Raw genomic sequence first — 16,103 nt, forward strand, 5'->3', positions numbered from 1 at the left:
TACCCTTCGCTATCTTGTGTCGGCAGACCGGTACAGGCGCAGCCGGACCGAGCCCCGCCCGGGGCCGACCGTCGATACTGAGGTCGAGACCCCTGGTGCTGGGCACGTGAGCTGGGCTTTCACCACGCCTCGGCGCCAGAGCAGCACATCCTGCCGCGAGCGGCCCGCGGACGCGTGTTCCGCCGGAAGCCGAAGCGCGGCCTGGTGCCGGGCGGACCAGGCCGATGAAGGCCCCGAACGACAACCGCGGCAGACCGGCAGTGCCACCTGGATCCGCGACCATGGCCGGCCAACCGGTGATTCAGCCGGCGCGGAGATTGGCGATCCGGGCTCACACCTGCCCACGCCCCGACGGCCAGTGGTCCTGTACTGCCGAAACGGCGTCGATGGCCTGTTCGACGTTCGGGTGGATGTTCAGGGCACAGTGCACGCTGGTCAACTCCATCACCCGCAACGGAACCTCCTGAACCGCGGCCAGGTGCAGTTGGGCACCGTGGCGCCGGGTGAAGGCATCCATGCGGAGCAGCACGGCCAGGCCGCGGCAGTCCATGAAGGTCATCGCGCCGAGATCGAGCACCACATGCACACCCGGCCGGCACCTGGCCTGGAGAAAGGCCTCCAACTGCTCGGCATTGGTCGCATCCACCTCCCCCTCCACGGCGACGAGCACCCCACCCAGCAGGTACCAGGCATCCAGGACCAGCCTCACCATGTGCAGACCTCCACCAACATTCGGCGGGCCGACGAGCCGATGGCCTATGCCCGGACTCACGGGCCTGGAGGGCTCGGGCTGCCTTGAATGGTGAGCCGCGCCGCCGCTGTTGTCAGCAGCCTGAACGGTTACTGTACAGATACAGCTCGCTACCTTGTGTCGGTGGAAAGGTACATGCGCAGCCGAACCACGCCGCGCCCCGGCCGGCTGTCGATGATCAATTCATCGCAGGTCTCTCGCATCAACCACAGGCCATTACCTGGAGAGCCAGACCAGGTCGGCTGGTCAGGGAGGTGCTCGGCCGACAATTGACCGCCGATGTCGATGACGTGGACGGTGATCGAGTCCCGATCGTGCCGGAAGCACACATAGCCTTCGCCGCCACCGTGCTCCAGGACGTTGAGGACCGCCTCATGGACCGCGATCACGAGGTCGTTGGCCCGGCGCTGCGGCAGCCCCACCCTGTGAGCAGCAAGCCGCACCCGGGCGCGTAGAGCACTCAGTTCCCAGTCGATCGGCCAGCACCGCTCTTGCAGCAGATCCTCGTTCACTTCACCGTGCCCGTTCGCCCAACGCCACGGAAAGCACCTCGCCTGTATCCGTGGCTCGGCTTCGCCAAGGTCCACCTTTTCCCATCCGACGCACTGCCGCAAACATGCCGAAGAAATCGTGAGCCTCAACGCGAGCGCCCGTCGCGCACAGGCATGTCCCCGGCATGAGCCCGGGCGAGCCGCTCACCATCGCGCAAGACGTGCGACACCACATCGCGCACCACACGAAGAGGCGCACCGCGAATGACTCGGAGCCACTCGGCGAGGTGGCAGAACCGCAGCGTGTGGGACTGGGATCGGTGCACCCGCAGCTACCGGACCCACGTGTGACGCTGCCACCTGGCAGACAGTGAACAGCTGCCACCTGGCAGATAGTGAACAACGGTCAGGCTATGCCAGTGTGGCTGCGACGGCCGCCGCCAAGGCGCAGGCCGCCAGGAGCGGCGCAGCCGCCGGGTGAAGCTCTCCGAACTTCCGCATGAACGCGAAACACAAGAAGGCCGACACAACTGCCAGGGCGACGATGAGCCACGCCGGCCAATCGCCTGTCACGGCGGCCATGGACGGCTGCCGCCATGCGACCATCGCGGCCGCCCACATCGCGCAGGCCACGAAGAGCAGGCGCATCCGACGTATCCGAGAGAGCTCGCGTTCAAACTCGGCGTCTGCCACACATCCACCTCGTACCGCCTCGATGATCGGACAGGGCGTGTCTGTTGTGCCAGGCGGCCCCGCCCGCCTCCAGGTGGACGGGACCCCATCTGACAGAACCATGGGTGAGGGCTGCCGGATAGTACCCGTTCCGACTGATGACGCAGGCGACGGTAGATCATGAAGGCCAGATAGAAGATCGACTTCTGGATCAGGGCCACCGGGCACTGCGCCTGACGGAAGGTCCATCCATGCAGCTCAAGCGGCATGGAGGGATTCGTGGCGAGCCGGCCTGGCCAGGCCGGCCGAATCGGTGATCGGATCCTGGAGCGCGCGTGGTGGAGCCGCCTGAGCCGGAGCGCTGTCAGCGGCGGCGCAGCCGCTTGTCGGTGATGGGAGGGGTGGGGTCGATGTAGAGGTCCTCCGAGTTGACGTCGACGCCAGGGGGCACGATGTCGTCGATCCGGTCGAGGAGGTCGTCACCGAGTTCCACGTCGGCGCCGGCGAGGAGATCGTCGAGGTGTTCGGGGCGGCGGGGGCCGATCAGCACCGCGGTGACCGCGGGGTGGGCGCGGACGAAGGCGGTCGCCAGGTGGGCGAGCGGCAGACCGGCCTCGGCAGCCAGGGCGTCGAGTTTCCGCACGGCGTCGGCCTTGGCTCGCACACCGGGCCGCGAGAGGTCGAACATCTTCGCGCCCCGCCCGGCGTTGCGGTGCCCCGTGGTGGGGTCGGCGCGGCCGGACAGCCAGCCCGCGTTGAGCGGGCTGAAGGTCAGCACGCCCATGCCGTACCGCTGGGCGGTGGGCAGCACGCGGTTCTCCACCCCGCGGGTGAGGAGTGAGTACGGCGGCTGCTCGCTGCGGAAGCGGTGGTGTCCGCGGCGCTCGGCCGTCCACTGGGCCTCCACGATCTCCTCGGGCGCGAAGAAGGAGCCGCCGATGGCGCGAACCTTCCCGGCGCGGACCAGGTCGGACAGGGCGCCGAGCGTCTCGTCGACGTCGGCGCGCGGGTCCGGCCGGTGCATCTGGTACAGGTCGATGTGGTCGGTGTCCAGGCGGCGGAGGCTGTCCTCGATCGCCCGGCGGATCCAGCGCGCCGAGCCGCCGCGGCGGTTGGGATCCTCGCCCATCGGCAGCCCGAACTTGGTGGCCAGTACGACCTCGTCCCGGCGGCCCTTGAGGGCCTTGCCCACGATCACCTCTGACTCGCCGCCGGAGTACACGTCGGCGGTGTCGATGAGGTTGACACCGGCGTCCAGTGCCGCGTGGATCACGCGGATCGACTCATCATGATCGGTGTTGCCCATCGCGCCGAACATCATCGCGCCGAGCCCGTATTCGCTCACCGACAGGCCGGTTCCACCGAGAATTCTGTGCTTCATCCGTTGCCTCCTGATACGTGGTGGTTCTCCAAACAGTCGAGCACGGCTCGTGGCCGGGGTGAGAGGCCCAGCGGGACCGGGGGTCCAGCAGGCCCCCTCTGGCGGTCCGTGCCACTGACGTGCCGGTCTACCGTGGTGGCATGGGCCAGGAATCGAACACGGAGCTGCGGGACTTCCTACGCTCCCGCCGCGCGAAGATCACCCCGGAGGAGGCGGGTCTGACGCCGCAGCCGGGGGCCCGGCGCGTTCCGGGCCTGCGGCGTGAGGAGGTCGCCCAGCTCGCCGGCGTCAGCGTCGACTACTACGTCCGGCTGGAGCGCGGCCGCCACGTGAACGTCTCCGAATCGGTCCTGTACGCGATCGCGCGTGCCCTGCGGCTCAATGAGCTGGAGCGGGCGCACCTGTTCCGGGTCGCCCGGCCGACCCGTAGCCGGCCGCGTGCGCTGCCGCCACAACGCGTCCGCCCGGGCCTGCGACTCCTGCTGGACAGCCTGACCGAGGTCCCGGCCATCGTGCTGGGCCGGCGCATGGACGTACTGGCCACCAACCGGCTGGGTCAGGCCCTCTACACGGACTTCGAGGCCCTGCCCGCCCGCGACCGCAACATCGCCCGCCTGATCTTCCTCGATGACCGCTTCCGGTCGCTCTACGCCGACTGGGAGGACGCTGCCCGCGGCATCGTCTCCTCTCTGCGCCTGTACGCCGGACGCCACCCACACGACCCCGCCCTGGCCGAACTGGTCGGCGAACTTTCCATCCGCGACGCCGACTTCCGTAGCTGGTGGGCCGACCACGACGTCTTCCAGCGCACGCACGGCACCAAGCGCTACCACCACCCCCTCGTCGGGGAGCTGGTCCTGGGTTACGAGGCGTTCACCCCGGCCGACGACCCGGAGCAGACCCTGGGTGTCTCCACGGTCGAACCCGGCTCACCCTCCGCGGAACGCCTGAAACTGCTCGCCAGCTGGACCGGACCCGCGGAGCGGGAGCCGGCACCCGAAACCGGCGCACCACGAGCCTGAACTCCTGGCTCGGGTTGCGGACGCGGGTGCGGGCGGCCGTCCACGCCCACCGGTACGGCCTCGTCACCTGGGCCGACCCGCCCGTGACGGTGCCCTCCGGCTTCCACCGGAAGCGTCACATCGATGACGGTCGTGCGGGCTCCCGTTCGGTCAAGCCGGTCAGGTACGCGGCGGCGCCCGCGCAACCCGCCGCGACGAACAGCACGCCGAGGAACACCGGCCCGGTGGAGACCATGGCGAAGTTGCGCACCAGTCCGACGATCAGCGCCAGCTGCAGCGCGGTCAGCAGCCAGGTCCTGTCCGGGGTCGCCTGGGCCGCCACGAGCAGCAGGATCAGCAGGGCGGGCAGATAGGCGGGGGCCTCCTCCCGTGGGTATCCGCCGTCGATGTAGATGGCGAGGATGTCACCGACGACGAGGATCGTGGCCGCCGTACTCAACGCGATGGCCGGCCGCGGCCCGCCTGCCCGCCAGCCCTGGACCGCGCGGAGCAGGAGTGCGGCGGTGGGGATCAGCGCCGAGGTGAAGAGCACCGCCTGCCCCGTGTCCTGGGCCACCATGAGCGGGTCGGCCAGGTCGATGATCATCAGAGTGGCCGCGAGCAGGCCGGCGACGCCCGCCACGATCCTGCGCACGCCCGCCTGGGCCAGAGCCGTCTCCAGGAGTGCCACCAGCGCGAACAGGAGGGCGCCCGTCATGGTCATCAGGGTCTCGGGCCTGGTGTCGACGCCGCCCAGTAGGCCGAGCCGCGCGAACAGGCCCAGGTGCAGCGCCGCCAGACCGGCCGCGGCGCCCAGCGTGGCCGCGCGCCCGCGGCCGTCCGGCAGGAACGCGGCCGCGATCGCGGCCGTCACCAGCAGTGGGAACCACGCCGGGATGGCATCCGGGTAAAGCCCACCGAAGCGGGGCAGGCCGGGGGACGCCTCCATGGGCCCGGCCACGAGCAACAGCGCCGAAACCAGGGCGAGCCCGCGCAGGGCGATCGATGGCCGGCGCGGGCGGCCGGGGACCGGCTCGCGGGAATCCGATCCCCGATCGATGCCGGTCGCCGGCGCGCCCGCCGTCCGGCCCTCATCCGCGGTCGGCTGTCTCACCTCCGTGGTCGCGCCTCGCACTTCGGCGCCCTCCTGGAGAGTGCGCGCGGTGGCCGGCGGCCCGGTGGTCGCGGCCTCCGCCTCAGCGCTCGGGCCCGTCGCCGGGGTCGCCTCGGATGTGGGAGCGGCGGTTGTGCCGGTCGGAGTGGCGACCGCGCCCACACCGGAAGAGGCGGACGGTGGGATCACCGGCAGCGAGGCGGCCGGCAACGCCACAGGCGGCTGCGGATCGGAGCCGAGCGCGCGAGCGGCGGCGGCCGAGACCGAGCGGCTGTCGTCGTGGGCGAGTGCCTCCAGCGCGAGGCGGGCGGCCAGGGCCAGGCCCGCGTGCCTGCTGCGCCGCAGCCGTGCCAGCTCGTCGACCGTGCCGGCCCTGATCGTGGCGATCGGATGGTCGATCGCCTCCTGCAACTCGGTCGGCAGTGGCGCGGGGCGGTCGACCGGCCGGCTGCGGCGCGCGATTACCAGGTCTCCCTGTACGTCATACGTCCATTTGCCCGGCGTCTGGTTGGGCGTGATGGTGCGCACCCGGTCGTAGACGTAGTCGTACAGCTCGTGAATGCCCACGTAGCCGTCCTGGTCGCGGTCGGCCTCGCCGGTCTCCAGCCCTTCCACCAGGGCGCTGGTGAACACCGAAGGCGACGGCGTCTCCTGGCTGTCGGCCAGCTCGGTCCCCTCGAAGGCGTACTCCAGGGCGTTGGAGGCGGTGATGACCACCCGCCCGCGCCCGCCGAACTGGTCCTCGACGTGGAGGTCCCCGCCCGCCCGCGGCAGCGCGCCACGCGCGAACGCGCCGGCGTAACAGCAGTCGAGCAACAGCACGATGCGCCGGCAGCGGCTACGGCTCATCCGCCGGTTGACGAACTCGGCCGCCACGGCGGTGGCTCCGAGACGGTTGAGCTTGGTGCTGGGCGTGGCGAAGTACAGCTCGCCGCTGTCGTCCTTGACCCCGTGGCCGGAGAAGTGCAGCAGGAGCAGATCGTCCGGGTGCCGGTCGGCGAAGAAGTCCTCCACGGCCTCGTTGACGACGGAGGTGGGCTCGTTGAGCATCATACGGACGTCGAAGCCGCCGATGGCCTCGTGGCCGAGCACCCTGGCCAGCGCCTCGGCGTCGAGCGCCGGCGCGCGCAGCCGGCGCAGCCCGGGGTCCTGGTATTCGTCGCCGGCCACGATCAGCGCCATGCGGCGGCCGCCCGGCTGGACGACGGTCTCGGGCTGCCGCCGGCGGCGTAACCAGACCTCGACCAGCTCGCGCTGCTCCTTGGCGCGGATGCCGGTCAGCTCCAGCACGTCACCCTCGATGTCCAGCTTGACCGACCGGTGCTGGTTGCGGCTGAGCCAGGAGGTGACGGCGTTCACGATCGCGGCGAGCAGCTCGGTCCCGGCCAGCGCGATCACCAGGCCGCCGATCGTGAACGACAGGACCGCCCTGGCGCCTTCGGGAGCCTCGCCGGCCTCCGCCGTTTCCACCACCACGTCCAGGTCGAGGAGCTCGTCGCGGAGCCTGGCGGTGGCCGTGTCCAGCTCATGAGCGTCCGCTCCGTCGGTGCGGACCGACAGCAGCAGCCGGATCGTCTCACCAGCCATGTGCCACCCCCAGGGGAGAGCAGAGCCACCTCAAGGACGGCGTCGCCCGCATTCTAAGCACTGGACCGGGCGCTAGCCAGCGGGATATCGCGCCGATGCGCCGCCAGCGGCGGCGGTGGACCTGGCGAATTCGCCGAAGGTCCGTGGCGGGCGGCCACGGGCACGCTGCACGCCGTCGGAGACGTACGCGTCCGTGCCCTCCCTGAGCGGCTCGATGACGTCCGCGAAGGCTTCGGCGTCCGCGGGCGGCAGTCGGCCGGGGTCGGCCGGGCGGGCCGGCTGAAACCCGCCACGCTGGTCGTGCCGCTACTTCCGGCGCGTTGAGGTGTGTCCGTTTCGTGAGGAGGTCATGGTCGGATGATGATCGCGTCCCTGGGCGGCCGTACCCCTGAACAGCAGACTTACCTGCATGAATCCTCTTGTGACCGCCCTTACCGCGATGTCCCTCGCCGCCCTTCCTGTCGTGCTTCCCGCCGGGACGGCGCAAGCCTCGGCCGCGCCGCGGTGGCAGGCGTGCGGGGGAGGCGCCGACCCACGCCAGGAGTGCTCGGCCCTGAAGTTGCCGATCGACTACGGCGCGCCCGCCAAGGGCACGTTCTCCCTGGCGGTGTCCCGTATCCGCACGGCGAAGCCCGGCACGCGCAGGGGAGTGCTGGTGCTGGTGCCAGGAGGCCCGGGCAGTCCGGGGCTCGACCGGCCGAGCGCACTGGTGGGCAAGCTGCCGAAGAGCGTGCTCGACCGGTATGACCTGATCGGCTTCGACCCGCGGGGCGTCGGCAGGAGCAGCCCGGTGAGCTGTGGGCTGGCCCACGAGGATCTGGCGATGGTACGTCTGAAGCCGTACCCCGCGGCCGACGGTGGCGTCGCGGAGAACGCGAGTTGGTCACGCCGGATCGCCGAGGCCTGCGCCCGCAACGGCGGTCCCCTGTTTCAGGCGATCACCACCCGCAACGAGGCCAGGGACATGGACGCCATCCGCCTCGCGCTCGGCGAGGACCGCCTGTCCTACTGGGGCGTCTCGTACGGCACCTATGCCGGGGCGGTCTATGCCACGATGTTCCCCGGGCACACCGACCGGGTGGTGCTGGACAGCAACGACGATCCCGACCCCACGAAGGTGGAGCGCGGCTGGCTGGCCAACTACGCGATCGGCGCCGAGGACCGTTTCCCCGACTTCGGTGCCTGGGCCGCCGCCCGCGACGGCGAGTACGGCCTGGGCGAGAACGCCGCGGCCGTCCGCGCGACCTTCCTGAAACTGACCGCCGCCCTCGACCGCGATCCGATCCCGTGGCCCGGTGCGAACCCCGGGGAGCTGAACGGCAACGTGCTGAGGGAGACCATGCTCAACGCGCTCTACTCCGACGCGGGCTTTCCCACGCTGGCCGGGCTGATGAGGGCCGCGTCGGCCCGGGGCCCGCTGCCCGCGCCGAACACCCCGCCGGACGAGGCGCTGCAGAACACCGCGGCCACCGCCGCCGCCACCCTGTGCAACGACGTGACCTGGCCGGGGTCGGAAGCGCGGATCGAGCGGCAGGTGAAGCGGAACCGCGCCCGCTATCCCCTCACAGGGGGGATGCCGGTCAACATGGGACCGTGCGCGTACTGGCCGTACCGGGTCGCCGAGGCGCCGGTCAGGGTCACCTCCGAGGGGCCGTCCAACGTGCTCCTCGTGCAGAACCTCCGTGACCCCGCCACGCCCTACAGCGGGGCGCTGAAGCTGCTCCGGGCGTTCGGCGACCGGGCCCGCATGGTCCGTGTCGACTCCGGCGGCCACGGCTCCTACCTGGCCAACGGCAACTCCTGCGGCGATCGGGCGGTCACCACGTTCCTGGTGACCGGCCGTCGTCCCGCCACCGGCGCCGTCTGCCGCTGACCCGGGATCCCGCATCATCGGTAGGCGGCGAGGTAGCTCGCGCGCTGGGCCACGGAACCCGGCCCGCTGGAGTGGCTGTCGGAAGCGCGGTTGAACGCCAAGATCGGCCTGCCCCCGGCCGATCCCGCCGACTTCGCCGCCCAGTTGTCCGCCGCGCTCCACCTCCAGAACACGCGCCTGGAAGAACCGCTGGCCGACGAGCAGGCGAAGATTCCGGCCGGTGCCGACCGTGCACCCGTCACACCTGCGTAACGGAGGGCGGCCGATGCACGGTCTGATCATGGTAGGTCAACCCCGAGAGGTCATCCGACCGTCGGTCACCGGCACGGCTTGTACGGCTGGTCCTTCAGCGAATAGTCGGCCGGCTTCTTGATCGAGTTGAAGCCCAACGTGCCGGCCCGCGCGCAGAAGCTGCCGGGGGAGGTCTCGTACTCGACCTGGAAGACCGGCTTGCCGGCCTTGGTGAAGACGCCCAGCTCCGAGCACTCGTCGTACTGGAAGCACTCCTCGTTGACCGCGTAGTCGAAGTTGGAGGCCAGCTCGGCGGCCTGGCTGAGGTCGTTCTTGAGTGCGACGGACAGGCCCTTGGCGTGCGCCATCGCGGCAAGGGCGCGGTTGTAGGTGAGCTGGGTCGCGGCGCTGACGGTCCAGCCGGTGACCTTCTTGCCCTCCTCGTGGGCGTTGACGACGTCGAACTCGACCCCGTCGAAGCCCGCCTGCGCGCACTTGTCGACGCGGGCCTTCATCATCTTCAGCAGGAAGTCCCGCTGGCCCTTGTCGTTGTTGATGTTGGCCCAGCGCTCGTTCGGGAAGTCCTCGCTGAACGGCTTGCCGAGCAGGGAGTTGCCGTGGGCCTTGTGCCAGTCGGCGAACTGCTTGTAGTCGGGCCGGAAGTCCTCGATCGAGCCGGCGTCCACGTAGCAGATGGCCTTGGCACCGCGGGCGTGGATGGCCTTGACGGCGGCGGTGTTGAGCGTGGAGTTGTCGCCTGCCACGTCGCCGTCCACGTACAGGTCGATGTCGAAGACGGTCGGCTTGACGCAGGCGCCGCCGGTCTGCGGGACCGTGCAGATGCCGACGTTGATGCCGCCGGTGGCGGCGTACTGCGGGTTGCCCTCAAGCTGGTACTGCCAGCGGCTTTCGAGCGGCGGGCGCCAGACCGCGGCGCTCGCCGACGTGTCCGTCGAGGTGGCGGCACTCGCGGCCAGTTGGTACGGCCCGGCGACCAGCGCCGTCGCAGCCAGCGTCGTTGCCGCGGCGACGATCGGAAGCCTTCGGGTATAGCCCACATCATCCCCTTAAATGCGGAAATTTGCCGATCGGTTGATCGATGAGCTTGATCTTGCCAGCCTCGCCACGTCTCTGTCTCGACTGGCGCTGGCCGCGGGGGCGTACGGCGTCCTGGCCGCGCTGCGGCCGCATGCCGAGGAGGTCTCCGGGCGAGCGGAGCCGTTGCTGGCCCGCCCCGGTCGGGCGGGTCCGGTGGCTGGGCGGCCACCTGCTCGTCGCGGCCGCCCTCTCGGCGACCCCCCTCGTGGTGCTGGCGCTCATGCCCCCGCGCTGACGGCGGTCGGACTGTCCGGCTTCAGGGGACGCAGGATCGCCTGAGAACCCCGGAACATGTCGGCGGCGACTGCGGAGGCCACTCGAACACACTTGTGTATGGACACTTAGAGTAACGTCTCGGATACTCATTGTGTCATTCCTTGTTCCCCTGATCACTTCACCGCTTCAGCACCGGACTCGCCGGCATGCCGCGTGCTGCCCGGAGTCGTGATCCGTCGGGGCAGAACCGAAGGAGAACGATGCAGTCGAAGAGGTTTCTGGCCATCCCCCTCGCCGTGCTCGCGGCGGCGGGCCTGACGGCTACCACCGCCGCGGCCAGCCAAGCGTCAACTCCCGTCACCGCGGCCGCCCGCCAGACAGCGCTTCCCCCCGGCTACCAGCTCGTCACGCTGCCCAACGCCAACGTGCCCAACTTCCAGCGCCGTACCCTGTACTGCCCCGGGAACAAGAGAGTCCTCGGCGGCGGTGCCGAGGCCCGCGGTAACAGGGCGATCCTGGTCGGGTCGTTCCCCACCAACGACGCACGCGGCTGGATCGGCATCGGCCGCCAGGACGGTTACAACGACGTCGGCATCAGCGTCTTCGCCATCTGCGCGGACTGACATCCGCCCCCGCCCCGCCCCGGTCGCTCGCCGGCCGGGGCGGGCGCCCGTATCTCGTCCCCTTCGCTCATCGGTGGCGACCGCGGACCCTCAGACGCATCGAACCGGGGCGCAGTTGATTAACGCGCACGCCGGCCGGCCCGCATTGGATCAGTCGGACTGATCTATTTGCCCGCGCGCCAGGCGACCTACGCTCGCGACGTCCGACAAGGGCGAAAGCCGGCCTCTTCGACAACCCCCGATGCATGGACGTCCCCGGGGCGACCACCGGCCGCGCGGTCATGCAGATCTGGTCCTGCAACAACGAGACCGGGGCGAAGAAATTCACGCTCGTCTCATAGTCGGGAGCCGGTGGCGACCCGTGGCGGGTCGCTGCTCGACTCTGCTGTTCTCCCATCCCGAGAGGGAGCGGTGAGGGTCCTGGTGTGAGGAGCCGGGCCGCCCGCGCGGCCCGGCTCCTGGTCGCGATCTCGCCTCTGAATGGTCAGGGGCAAGATGAAGGATGTGTCCTCGCCCAGGAGGGCCATGCCCAGGATGGCGGTGCCGACGGCGCCGATGCCGGTCCAGACGGCGTAGGCCGTACCGAGGTCGAGGCTGGAAAGTGCGAGGAGACCGGAGCTGAGGACGGCGAAGACGCCGAAGCCCATCGTCGGCAGGGGTCAGCGACCGGCGAGTTCGGTGAGGATCTCCACGAGTTCGGGCCGGTCGAACGGGCCGCAATGAGGTGCCGCGACGCTGCGTACGTCGGTCGGGTTGTCCGGAGTGAGACGATTGGCCTCGTTGATGAACCGGTCCTGCAGCGCCAGCGGGATGAGCCTGTCGGCGGTGAAGCGTACATATGTGCGGGGGATCCGGCCCCAGGTGTGCGCCTGACCCCGGGCCTCGGCCATGGGAATGGCGGCGGTCTCGTCCGGCTCGAACATGTTGAGCAGCCGGCTCACCGCCTCGTCGGTGAAGTCGCCGGCGAGGCACCGCTTGACGCCGTCGAACACCGACGGGTCGGCCGAGCGCCAGTTGAGCCTGGTCACCCCCAGGGCCGCCGGATCGCCGACCTGGGCCTGGGTCACCAGGTGGACCAGGCTTTCGCTGTTTTCGGGCGTCGCGAAATAGGCGGCCATGTTGGGCAGGTCCACGCAACAGTAGGCCGAGACGTAGACGACGCGATCCAGCAGGTCGGGGACGGCGTTGCCGACCCTGCTCACGGTGACGCCGCCCTGGCTGGCACCGACGAGGATCACCGGGCCGTGACGGCGGGCGCGGCGCACCACGTCCACGACGCGCTCGACGTAGTCGTCGATGGTGATCTTGGCGAGCGGCGACGGTTGGGTCGCCAGTGCTTCAAGGTCCTGCGGAGCCTGGTACGCCCGGGGGAAGAACGCCTCGTCGCCGTGCCCTGGAAGGTCGACGGCCACCGTCCGGTGCCCGCGCAGGGCGAGCTCGCTGATCAGTCCCGCGCACCAGAGCGACGAGGAGTTGGTGCCGTGCACGAACACCAGGGTCGGTGATCGCCGATCACGATCGGCGGTGGTGGTCGCGGTGTCGTGCGACGGCGTCCCGCCGAGCTCAAGGGCACCGCCGGTCTCGGCTTCATGGTTCGTTGTCATCGACATTCTCCTTGGGTTGTCGGTTGGGCGGGGGTCTTGTCGTCGTCAGGGACGCGGTTCGCGCCACATCGGCCACAGGAGGAGGCCGTCCGCGACGTGAACCGGTTCGCCGCGGTCCTCGAATCCGTGCCGTAGGTAGAGGGCCCGGCCCCGGGACGAGCTCGCCTCCAGGTACGCGGGCAGCCCGTCGGCGTCCGCTCGAGCCAGCCGGTGCCGCAGCATCGCCGAGCCCAGCCCGGCGCCCCGCCGCCCGCCGATCACTCCCATGCACGGGAGGTAGAGGTGCGGTTGCCCGTTGGGATGCCGCTCGGCCAACGCCCTGCCCAGGGTGAGCAACCGGGCTCCGCTCTCACCCCAGAGCGAGCCCCTGCCCGTCGTGCCCGGCGGCTCCTCGTGGGGCGCCTGGCCGGGTGCCAACGTCAGCCACACCGACGCGCCTTCGCGGCGGCCGGTCAGGTAGGCCTCGGCGGCGGGCCGGGTGAGCAGGGGACGGTAGAAGTGCCGCTGGAGGAGTCCGCGTTCGCCGGCCTTGGGGAAGAGCCAGCGGACGAGGGGATCGCTCATGAACGCTTCGGTGAGAACGTCCAGCACCGTCTGCAGGTCCGCATCGTCCGCCTGCCACACGGGTGCGTACGCCGTATCGCTTCTCATGCGTACAGCGTATTCGATTTTCCGAAAAATCTGCTTCAACAGCGATATTTGTCGAAAGAAGTGCACCATGTGCGGGATGATTGACCTAGTACACTTAAGGCGATCTAGGAGGTCCCTATGTCAGCGCAGCGGGAAGATCCGCCATACCGGCGGATTGTCGCGGAGATCCGTGCCCGGATCCTGGCCGGTGAGCTGCGGCCCGGCGATCGCATGCCGTCCATCCGGCAGGTCGCGCAGCGATGGGGCGTCGCGGTCGCGACCGCGACCCGGGTGATGGCGGCCCTGCGCGAGGAAGGTCTGGTCGAGGCGAAGGTCGGGTCCGGGACGCTGGTCAGCGTACGCGCGGTCCGGCCACGGGCCACGTCACCCAGGGCGCGGCGGCCGGGCGGCCCCAGGGAGGCCCTGAACCGGAAGGACGTTCTCCGCGCCGCCGTCGCGATCGCCGACGTCGAGGGGCTCGATGCGGTGTCCATGCGGCGGCTCGCGGCCGAGCTCGGCGTGGGCCCGATGTCGCTGTATCGGCACGTGGCGAACAAGGACGAGTTGGTGACGCAGATGGCCGACGAGGTCTTCGGCGAACCGGAGCTGCCCCTCCCGGGGCCAGAGGGGTGGCGGGCCAAGCTCGAACTGATCTCCCGCGCTCAGTGGGAGCTGTGCCGGCGACACCTCTGGCTGCCCAGGGCCGTCTCGTTCACTCGCCCGGCGCTCGCGCCCAACATGATGGCGCACACCGAGTGGACCCTGCGCGCGCTCGACGGGCTCGGGCTGCCCATGACGATCCGGAGCAGGGAGGCCCTCACGCTGCACGCACTGGTCATCACCGTCGCCCTGTCCATGGCGGACGAGGTCGAGGCGGAGCAGGAGACCGGAGTGACGCTCGCCGGGTGGTGGCTGGCACGGCGGAAACGGGCCGACGAACTCCTCGACGACGGACGCTTCCCCCTGCTGTCCACGATTCCCGAGGAAGCGGTGTCGGACCTTGACGAGCTGTTCGAGTACGGGCTGGCCCGCCATCTCGACGGTTTCGCCGTCCTGGTGGAGGGCCACGCCCGTACGCGGTCATGAGGCGGCAGTGCTCGCCGGGGCGCTCCAAGGCAGGTGGTTGGGGGCGCCCCGGGCGCACATGACAACGGGGGACGTCACTCGGGCAACGGGCCGAGCCTCTCCAGCCCGTACCTCTCACTGAGCTCCCGTGCCCGCTCGGCGGTCAGCTCTCCCACCTCGCGGGCGTCGTGCACATCCCGGAAGAACTTCTCGGTCCCGCCCGGTACGAAGATCGTCAACTTGCGGCCGCCCTCCGTACCGGCGCGCAGTCCGTGCGGCACGCCGCCGGGCACGTACACCACCGCCCCGGCGCCCGCTTCCAGCCGGCGGTCACCGGCGTAGTAGGTGTAGTGGCCCTCGATGATGTACCAGAGCTCGGCAACCTGATGCCGATGCAGGACGGTGGCGAAACCGGGCGGATCCACGCCCTCCATGAGTCCAATGCCGCCCGCCGTACTTTCGGCCGGCACCTTGATCGTGATGTGCGATCCCTCAGGAGACGCGGCGGCCAGTCCATCCCCTGCGTGAACGACGAAGGGTTCAGGCGCGGGCCGGTCAGCGTGGTGAGCCATCAAGGTCCTTTCCGAGAAGAATGGGCGAGTTGACCATTCTCACGGACTCGACCCCTGGGCGCGCTCCAGGGCTTCACCCTCCTGCGGGGGCGCCGAACGGCAAGGCTGCGGGACGACCGGGGCCCAGGCCGATGCCGTCGATCGGCCGATCCTGGAGAAACGCGCTCCCACGGCCGGCATCCCAGGCGCCGTGGCCCTGACCATGCGCCGCCATGAGGTGGCACATAAGCACGGGAACGATGACAGTGCGAGCGGGGTTGTACTGCCGCCTCCGCAGCAAGGAGGCCGGATTCCCACTGGTGGGAGTCCGGCCTTCGGGCTTGTTGGAGGTCACGGGCCAGGTTGGCCGGCGCAAGCATCCCGCCTGCCCCGAGCTCACCGTGGTCGCTACCCGGAATGCCGGAGGGGTGACGCGGCTCGGATGGCTGGTCCTGCTGCCGGGCCTGGGCCTCGACCGGCAGGAGCCTCAGGATGTGGCGGCCGACGTCTCATGGCCGGCCTGTCAGCACATGGTCCACTTTTTGGACTTGGACAACTTCTGCGGTGACGTGAGCTGGAAGGTGACCTTGTGCGTAGTGCCGTCCAGGGGCAGGGGGAGTTCCTTCTTGTTGAAGAAGAAATCACTCCGGGTGTACGACGGAATGCTTCTGGAGCCGGTCTCGATGACCTTGCCGTCCACGAGCCACCGATAGGAGAACGGAGCTCCCATCTCGGTGGCGTCCACGCCCATGGCGAAGTTCATCGGGCCCGCATAGCAGACGCCCTCATCCTTGGTCACGCCCTTGCCGGAGAGCCAGATGTAGCCCAGGGTGAACGAGGCCGCCTTGGCGCTCGCCTTGCTGGAGTTGGCGGCCAAGGCGTGAGGGGCGAGGTGCGTCGCCAGGGGGGCGTTCCCCACGACGGCGCCGGCTGCCAGGCACGCGGCCACCACGGTGGAGATGAGCGGGAAGCGCGGGCGCGGGCGGGGCTGGGGAGTTGCCGGGCGCGCGGGTACGACATTCGGCATGAGAGGAGTGACTCCTTTGTCTGTCGGCCGGAACGGACCTCCCGCACATTAACGTGATCTTGCAAGGTTTGTGGGCGTGTTGTGTATTTGGCGCTTTGGTGGAGCGCCACGTCGCCATCGCGGTCACAGACGGCTCGCGGTCACGTGGGCGGCGTTCACCATGGGGGTGAGGTGCTCCCTGCCGGCAT

The 16,103-nt window shown here is 69.9% G+C and carries 17 protein-coding genes; 6 read left to right on the forward strand and 11 right to left on the reverse strand.

Annotation, left to right across the window (positions count from 1 at the left end):
• Positions 1–331: 331 nt before the first annotated feature.
• From ABGB18_RS33305 to ABGB18_RS33320, 4 genes are all read right to left on the reverse strand, one after another.
• On the reverse strand, positions 332–712 hold the full coding sequence (locus ABGB18_RS33305) for an STAS domain-containing protein (RefSeq protein ID WP_347699620.1): 381 nt from the start codon (positions 710–712) through the stop codon (positions 332–334).
• 149 nt (positions 713–861) lie between these two features.
• Positions 862–1,263: an ATP-binding protein gene (locus ABGB18_RS33310; protein ID WP_347699621.1), complete on the reverse strand. Its 402-nt coding sequence runs from the start codon at positions 1,261–1,263 to the stop codon at positions 862–864.
• 390 nt (positions 1,264–1,653) lie between these two features.
• Positions 1,654–1,935: a hypothetical protein gene (locus ABGB18_RS33315; protein WP_347699622.1), complete on the reverse strand. Its 282-nt coding sequence runs from the start codon at positions 1,933–1,935 to the stop codon at positions 1,654–1,656.
• 343 nt (positions 1,936–2,278) lie between these two features.
• Entirely contained in the window at positions 2,279–3,295 is a 1,017-nt protein-coding gene (locus tag ABGB18_RS33320) for an aldo/keto reductase (RefSeq protein ID WP_347699623.1), read from the reverse strand.
• A 140-nt stretch (positions 3,296–3,435) separates the two neighbouring features.
• Between ABGB18_RS33320 and ABGB18_RS33325 the strand changes: the two genes are divergently transcribed.
• The gene (locus tag ABGB18_RS33325) at positions 3,436–4,317 is read left to right on the forward strand and encodes a helix-turn-helix transcriptional regulator (RefSeq protein ID WP_347699624.1); all 882 of its coding nucleotides are present in this window, start codon (positions 3,436–3,438) and stop codon (positions 4,315–4,317) included.
• A gap of 115 nt (positions 4,318–4,432) precedes the next feature.
• Here the strand turns inward: ABGB18_RS33325 and ABGB18_RS33330 are convergent, their stop codons facing one another.
• Entirely contained in the window at positions 4,433–6,997 is a 2,565-nt protein-coding gene (locus ABGB18_RS33330; RefSeq protein ID WP_347699625.1) for a caspase family protein, read from the reverse strand.
• Between the two features lie 409 nt (positions 6,998–7,406).
• On the opposite strand from ABGB18_RS33330, the gene ABGB18_RS33335 reads away from it, so the two are divergent.
• A complete protein-coding gene (locus ABGB18_RS33335; RefSeq protein ID WP_347699626.1) occupies positions 7,407–8,870 on the forward strand; it encodes an alpha/beta hydrolase in 1,464 nt (487 codons plus the stop codon).
• Between the two features lie 90 nt (positions 8,871–8,960).
• Positions 8,961–9,122 (forward strand): hypothetical protein, encoded by a 162-nt coding sequence (locus ABGB18_RS33340; protein WP_347699627.1) that lies wholly within the window; start codon positions 8,961–8,963, stop codon positions 9,120–9,122.
• Between the two features lie 65 nt (positions 9,123–9,187).
• Here ABGB18_RS33340 and ABGB18_RS33345 read toward each other — a convergent pair whose 3' ends face one another.
• Positions 9,188–10,159, reverse strand: a complete 972-nt coding sequence (locus ABGB18_RS33345; protein WP_347699628.1) for an endo alpha-1,4 polygalactosaminidase — start codon at positions 10,157–10,159, stop codon at positions 9,188–9,190.
• A gap of 131 nt (positions 10,160–10,290) precedes the next feature.
• Here ABGB18_RS33345 and ABGB18_RS33350 point away from each other — a divergent pair, with 131 nt between their 5' ends.
• Positions 10,291–10,434 (forward strand): hypothetical protein, encoded by a 144-nt coding sequence (locus ABGB18_RS33350; RefSeq protein ID WP_347699629.1) that lies wholly within the window; start codon positions 10,291–10,293, stop codon positions 10,432–10,434.
• 241 nt (positions 10,435–10,675) lie between these two features.
• Positions 10,676–11,038: a hypothetical protein gene (locus ABGB18_RS33355; RefSeq protein ID WP_347699630.1), complete on the forward strand. Its 363-nt coding sequence runs from the start codon at positions 10,676–10,678 to the stop codon at positions 11,036–11,038.
• Between the two features lie 335 nt (positions 11,039–11,373).
• On the opposite strand, the gene ABGB18_RS33360 is transcribed toward ABGB18_RS33355, so the two are convergent.
• From ABGB18_RS33360 to ABGB18_RS33370, 3 genes are read right to left on the reverse strand one after another with little or no spacing between them, the layout of a single operon-like run.
• Positions 11,374–11,685, reverse strand: a complete 312-nt coding sequence (locus ABGB18_RS33360) for an SMR family transporter (protein WP_347699631.1) — start codon at positions 11,683–11,685, stop codon at positions 11,374–11,376.
• A gap of 12 nt (positions 11,686–11,697) precedes the next feature.
• The gene (locus ABGB18_RS33365) at positions 11,698–12,642 is read right to left on the reverse strand and encodes an alpha/beta hydrolase (protein WP_347699632.1); all 945 of its coding nucleotides are present in this window, start codon (positions 12,640–12,642) and stop codon (positions 11,698–11,700) included.
• Positions 12,643–12,687: 45 nt separating this feature from the next.
• Entirely contained in the window at positions 12,688–13,293 is a 606-nt protein-coding gene (locus tag ABGB18_RS33370) for a GNAT family N-acetyltransferase (protein WP_347699633.1), read from the reverse strand.
• Between the two features lie 117 nt (positions 13,294–13,410).
• Here ABGB18_RS33370 and ABGB18_RS33375 point away from each other — a divergent pair, with 117 nt between their 5' ends.
• Positions 13,411–14,358, forward strand: a complete 948-nt coding sequence (locus ABGB18_RS33375; RefSeq protein ID WP_347699634.1) for a GntR family transcriptional regulator — start codon at positions 13,411–13,413, stop codon at positions 14,356–14,358.
• Positions 14,359–14,432: 74 nt separating this feature from the next.
• Here ABGB18_RS33375 and ABGB18_RS33380 read toward each other — a convergent pair whose 3' ends face one another.
• Together ABGB18_RS33380 and ABGB18_RS33385 are read right to left on the reverse strand one after the other, a co-directional pair.
• A complete protein-coding gene (locus ABGB18_RS33380) occupies positions 14,433–14,807 on the reverse strand; it encodes a cupin domain-containing protein (RefSeq protein ID WP_347699635.1) in 375 nt (124 codons plus the stop codon).
• Positions 14,808–15,411: 604 nt separating this feature from the next.
• Positions 15,412–15,915, reverse strand: coding sequence for a hypothetical protein (locus ABGB18_RS33385; RefSeq protein WP_347699636.1), 504 nt, complete (start codon positions 15,913–15,915; stop codon positions 15,412–15,414).
• Positions 15,916–16,103: the final 188 nt, after the last annotated feature.

Origin of the sequence: Nonomuraea sp. B12E4, from assembly GCF_039871825.1 — a bacterium.
Classification (GTDB): domain Bacteria; phylum Actinomycetota; class Actinomycetes; order Streptosporangiales; family Streptosporangiaceae; genus Nonomuraea.

Bases quoted from the DNA above. Each gene is read 5' to 3' on its own strand.
- ABGB18_RS33375 (WP_347699634.1), top strand. From the start codon at position 13,411: ATGTCAGCGCAGCGGGAAGATCCGCCATACCGGCGGATTGTCGCGGAG.
- ABGB18_RS33325 (WP_347699624.1), top strand. From the start codon at position 3,436: ATGGGCCAGGAATCGAACACGGAGCTGCGGGACTTCCTACGCTCCCGC.
- ABGB18_RS33355 (WP_347699630.1), top strand. From the start codon at position 10,676: ATGCAGTCGAAGAGGTTTCTGGCCATCCCCCTCGCCGTGCTCGCGGCG.
- ABGB18_RS33360 (WP_347699631.1), bottom strand. From the start codon at position 11,685: ATGGGCTTCGGCGTCTTCGCCGTCCTCAGCTCCGGTCTCCTCGCACTT.
- ABGB18_RS33350 (WP_347699629.1), top strand. From the start codon at position 10,291: ATGCCGAGGAGGTCTCCGGGCGAGCGGAGCCGTTGCTGGCCCGCCCCG.
- ABGB18_RS33320 (WP_347699623.1), bottom strand. From the start codon at position 3,295: ATGAAGCACAGAATTCTCGGTGGAACCGGCCTGTCGGTGAGCGAATAC.
- ABGB18_RS33370 (WP_347699633.1), bottom strand. From the start codon at position 13,293: ATGAGAAGCGATACGGCGTACGCACCCGTGTGGCAGGCGGACGATGCG.
- ABGB18_RS33335 (WP_347699626.1), top strand. From the start codon at position 7,407: ATGAATCCTCTTGTGACCGCCCTTACCGCGATGTCCCTCGCCGCCCTT.
- ABGB18_RS33330 (WP_347699625.1), bottom strand. From the start codon at position 6,997: ATGGCTGGTGAGACGATCCGGCTGCTGCTGTCGGTCCGCACCGACGGA.
- ABGB18_RS33365 (WP_347699632.1), bottom strand. From the start codon at position 12,642: ATGACAACGAACCATGAAGCCGAGACCGGCGGTGCCCTTGAGCTCGGC.
- ABGB18_RS33305 (WP_347699620.1), bottom strand. From the start codon at position 712: ATGGTGAGGCTGGTCCTGGATGCCTGGTACCTGCTGGGTGGGGTGCTC.
- ABGB18_RS33385 (WP_347699636.1), bottom strand. From the start codon at position 15,915: ATGCCGAATGTCGTACCCGCGCGCCCGGCAACTCCCCAGCCCCGCCCG.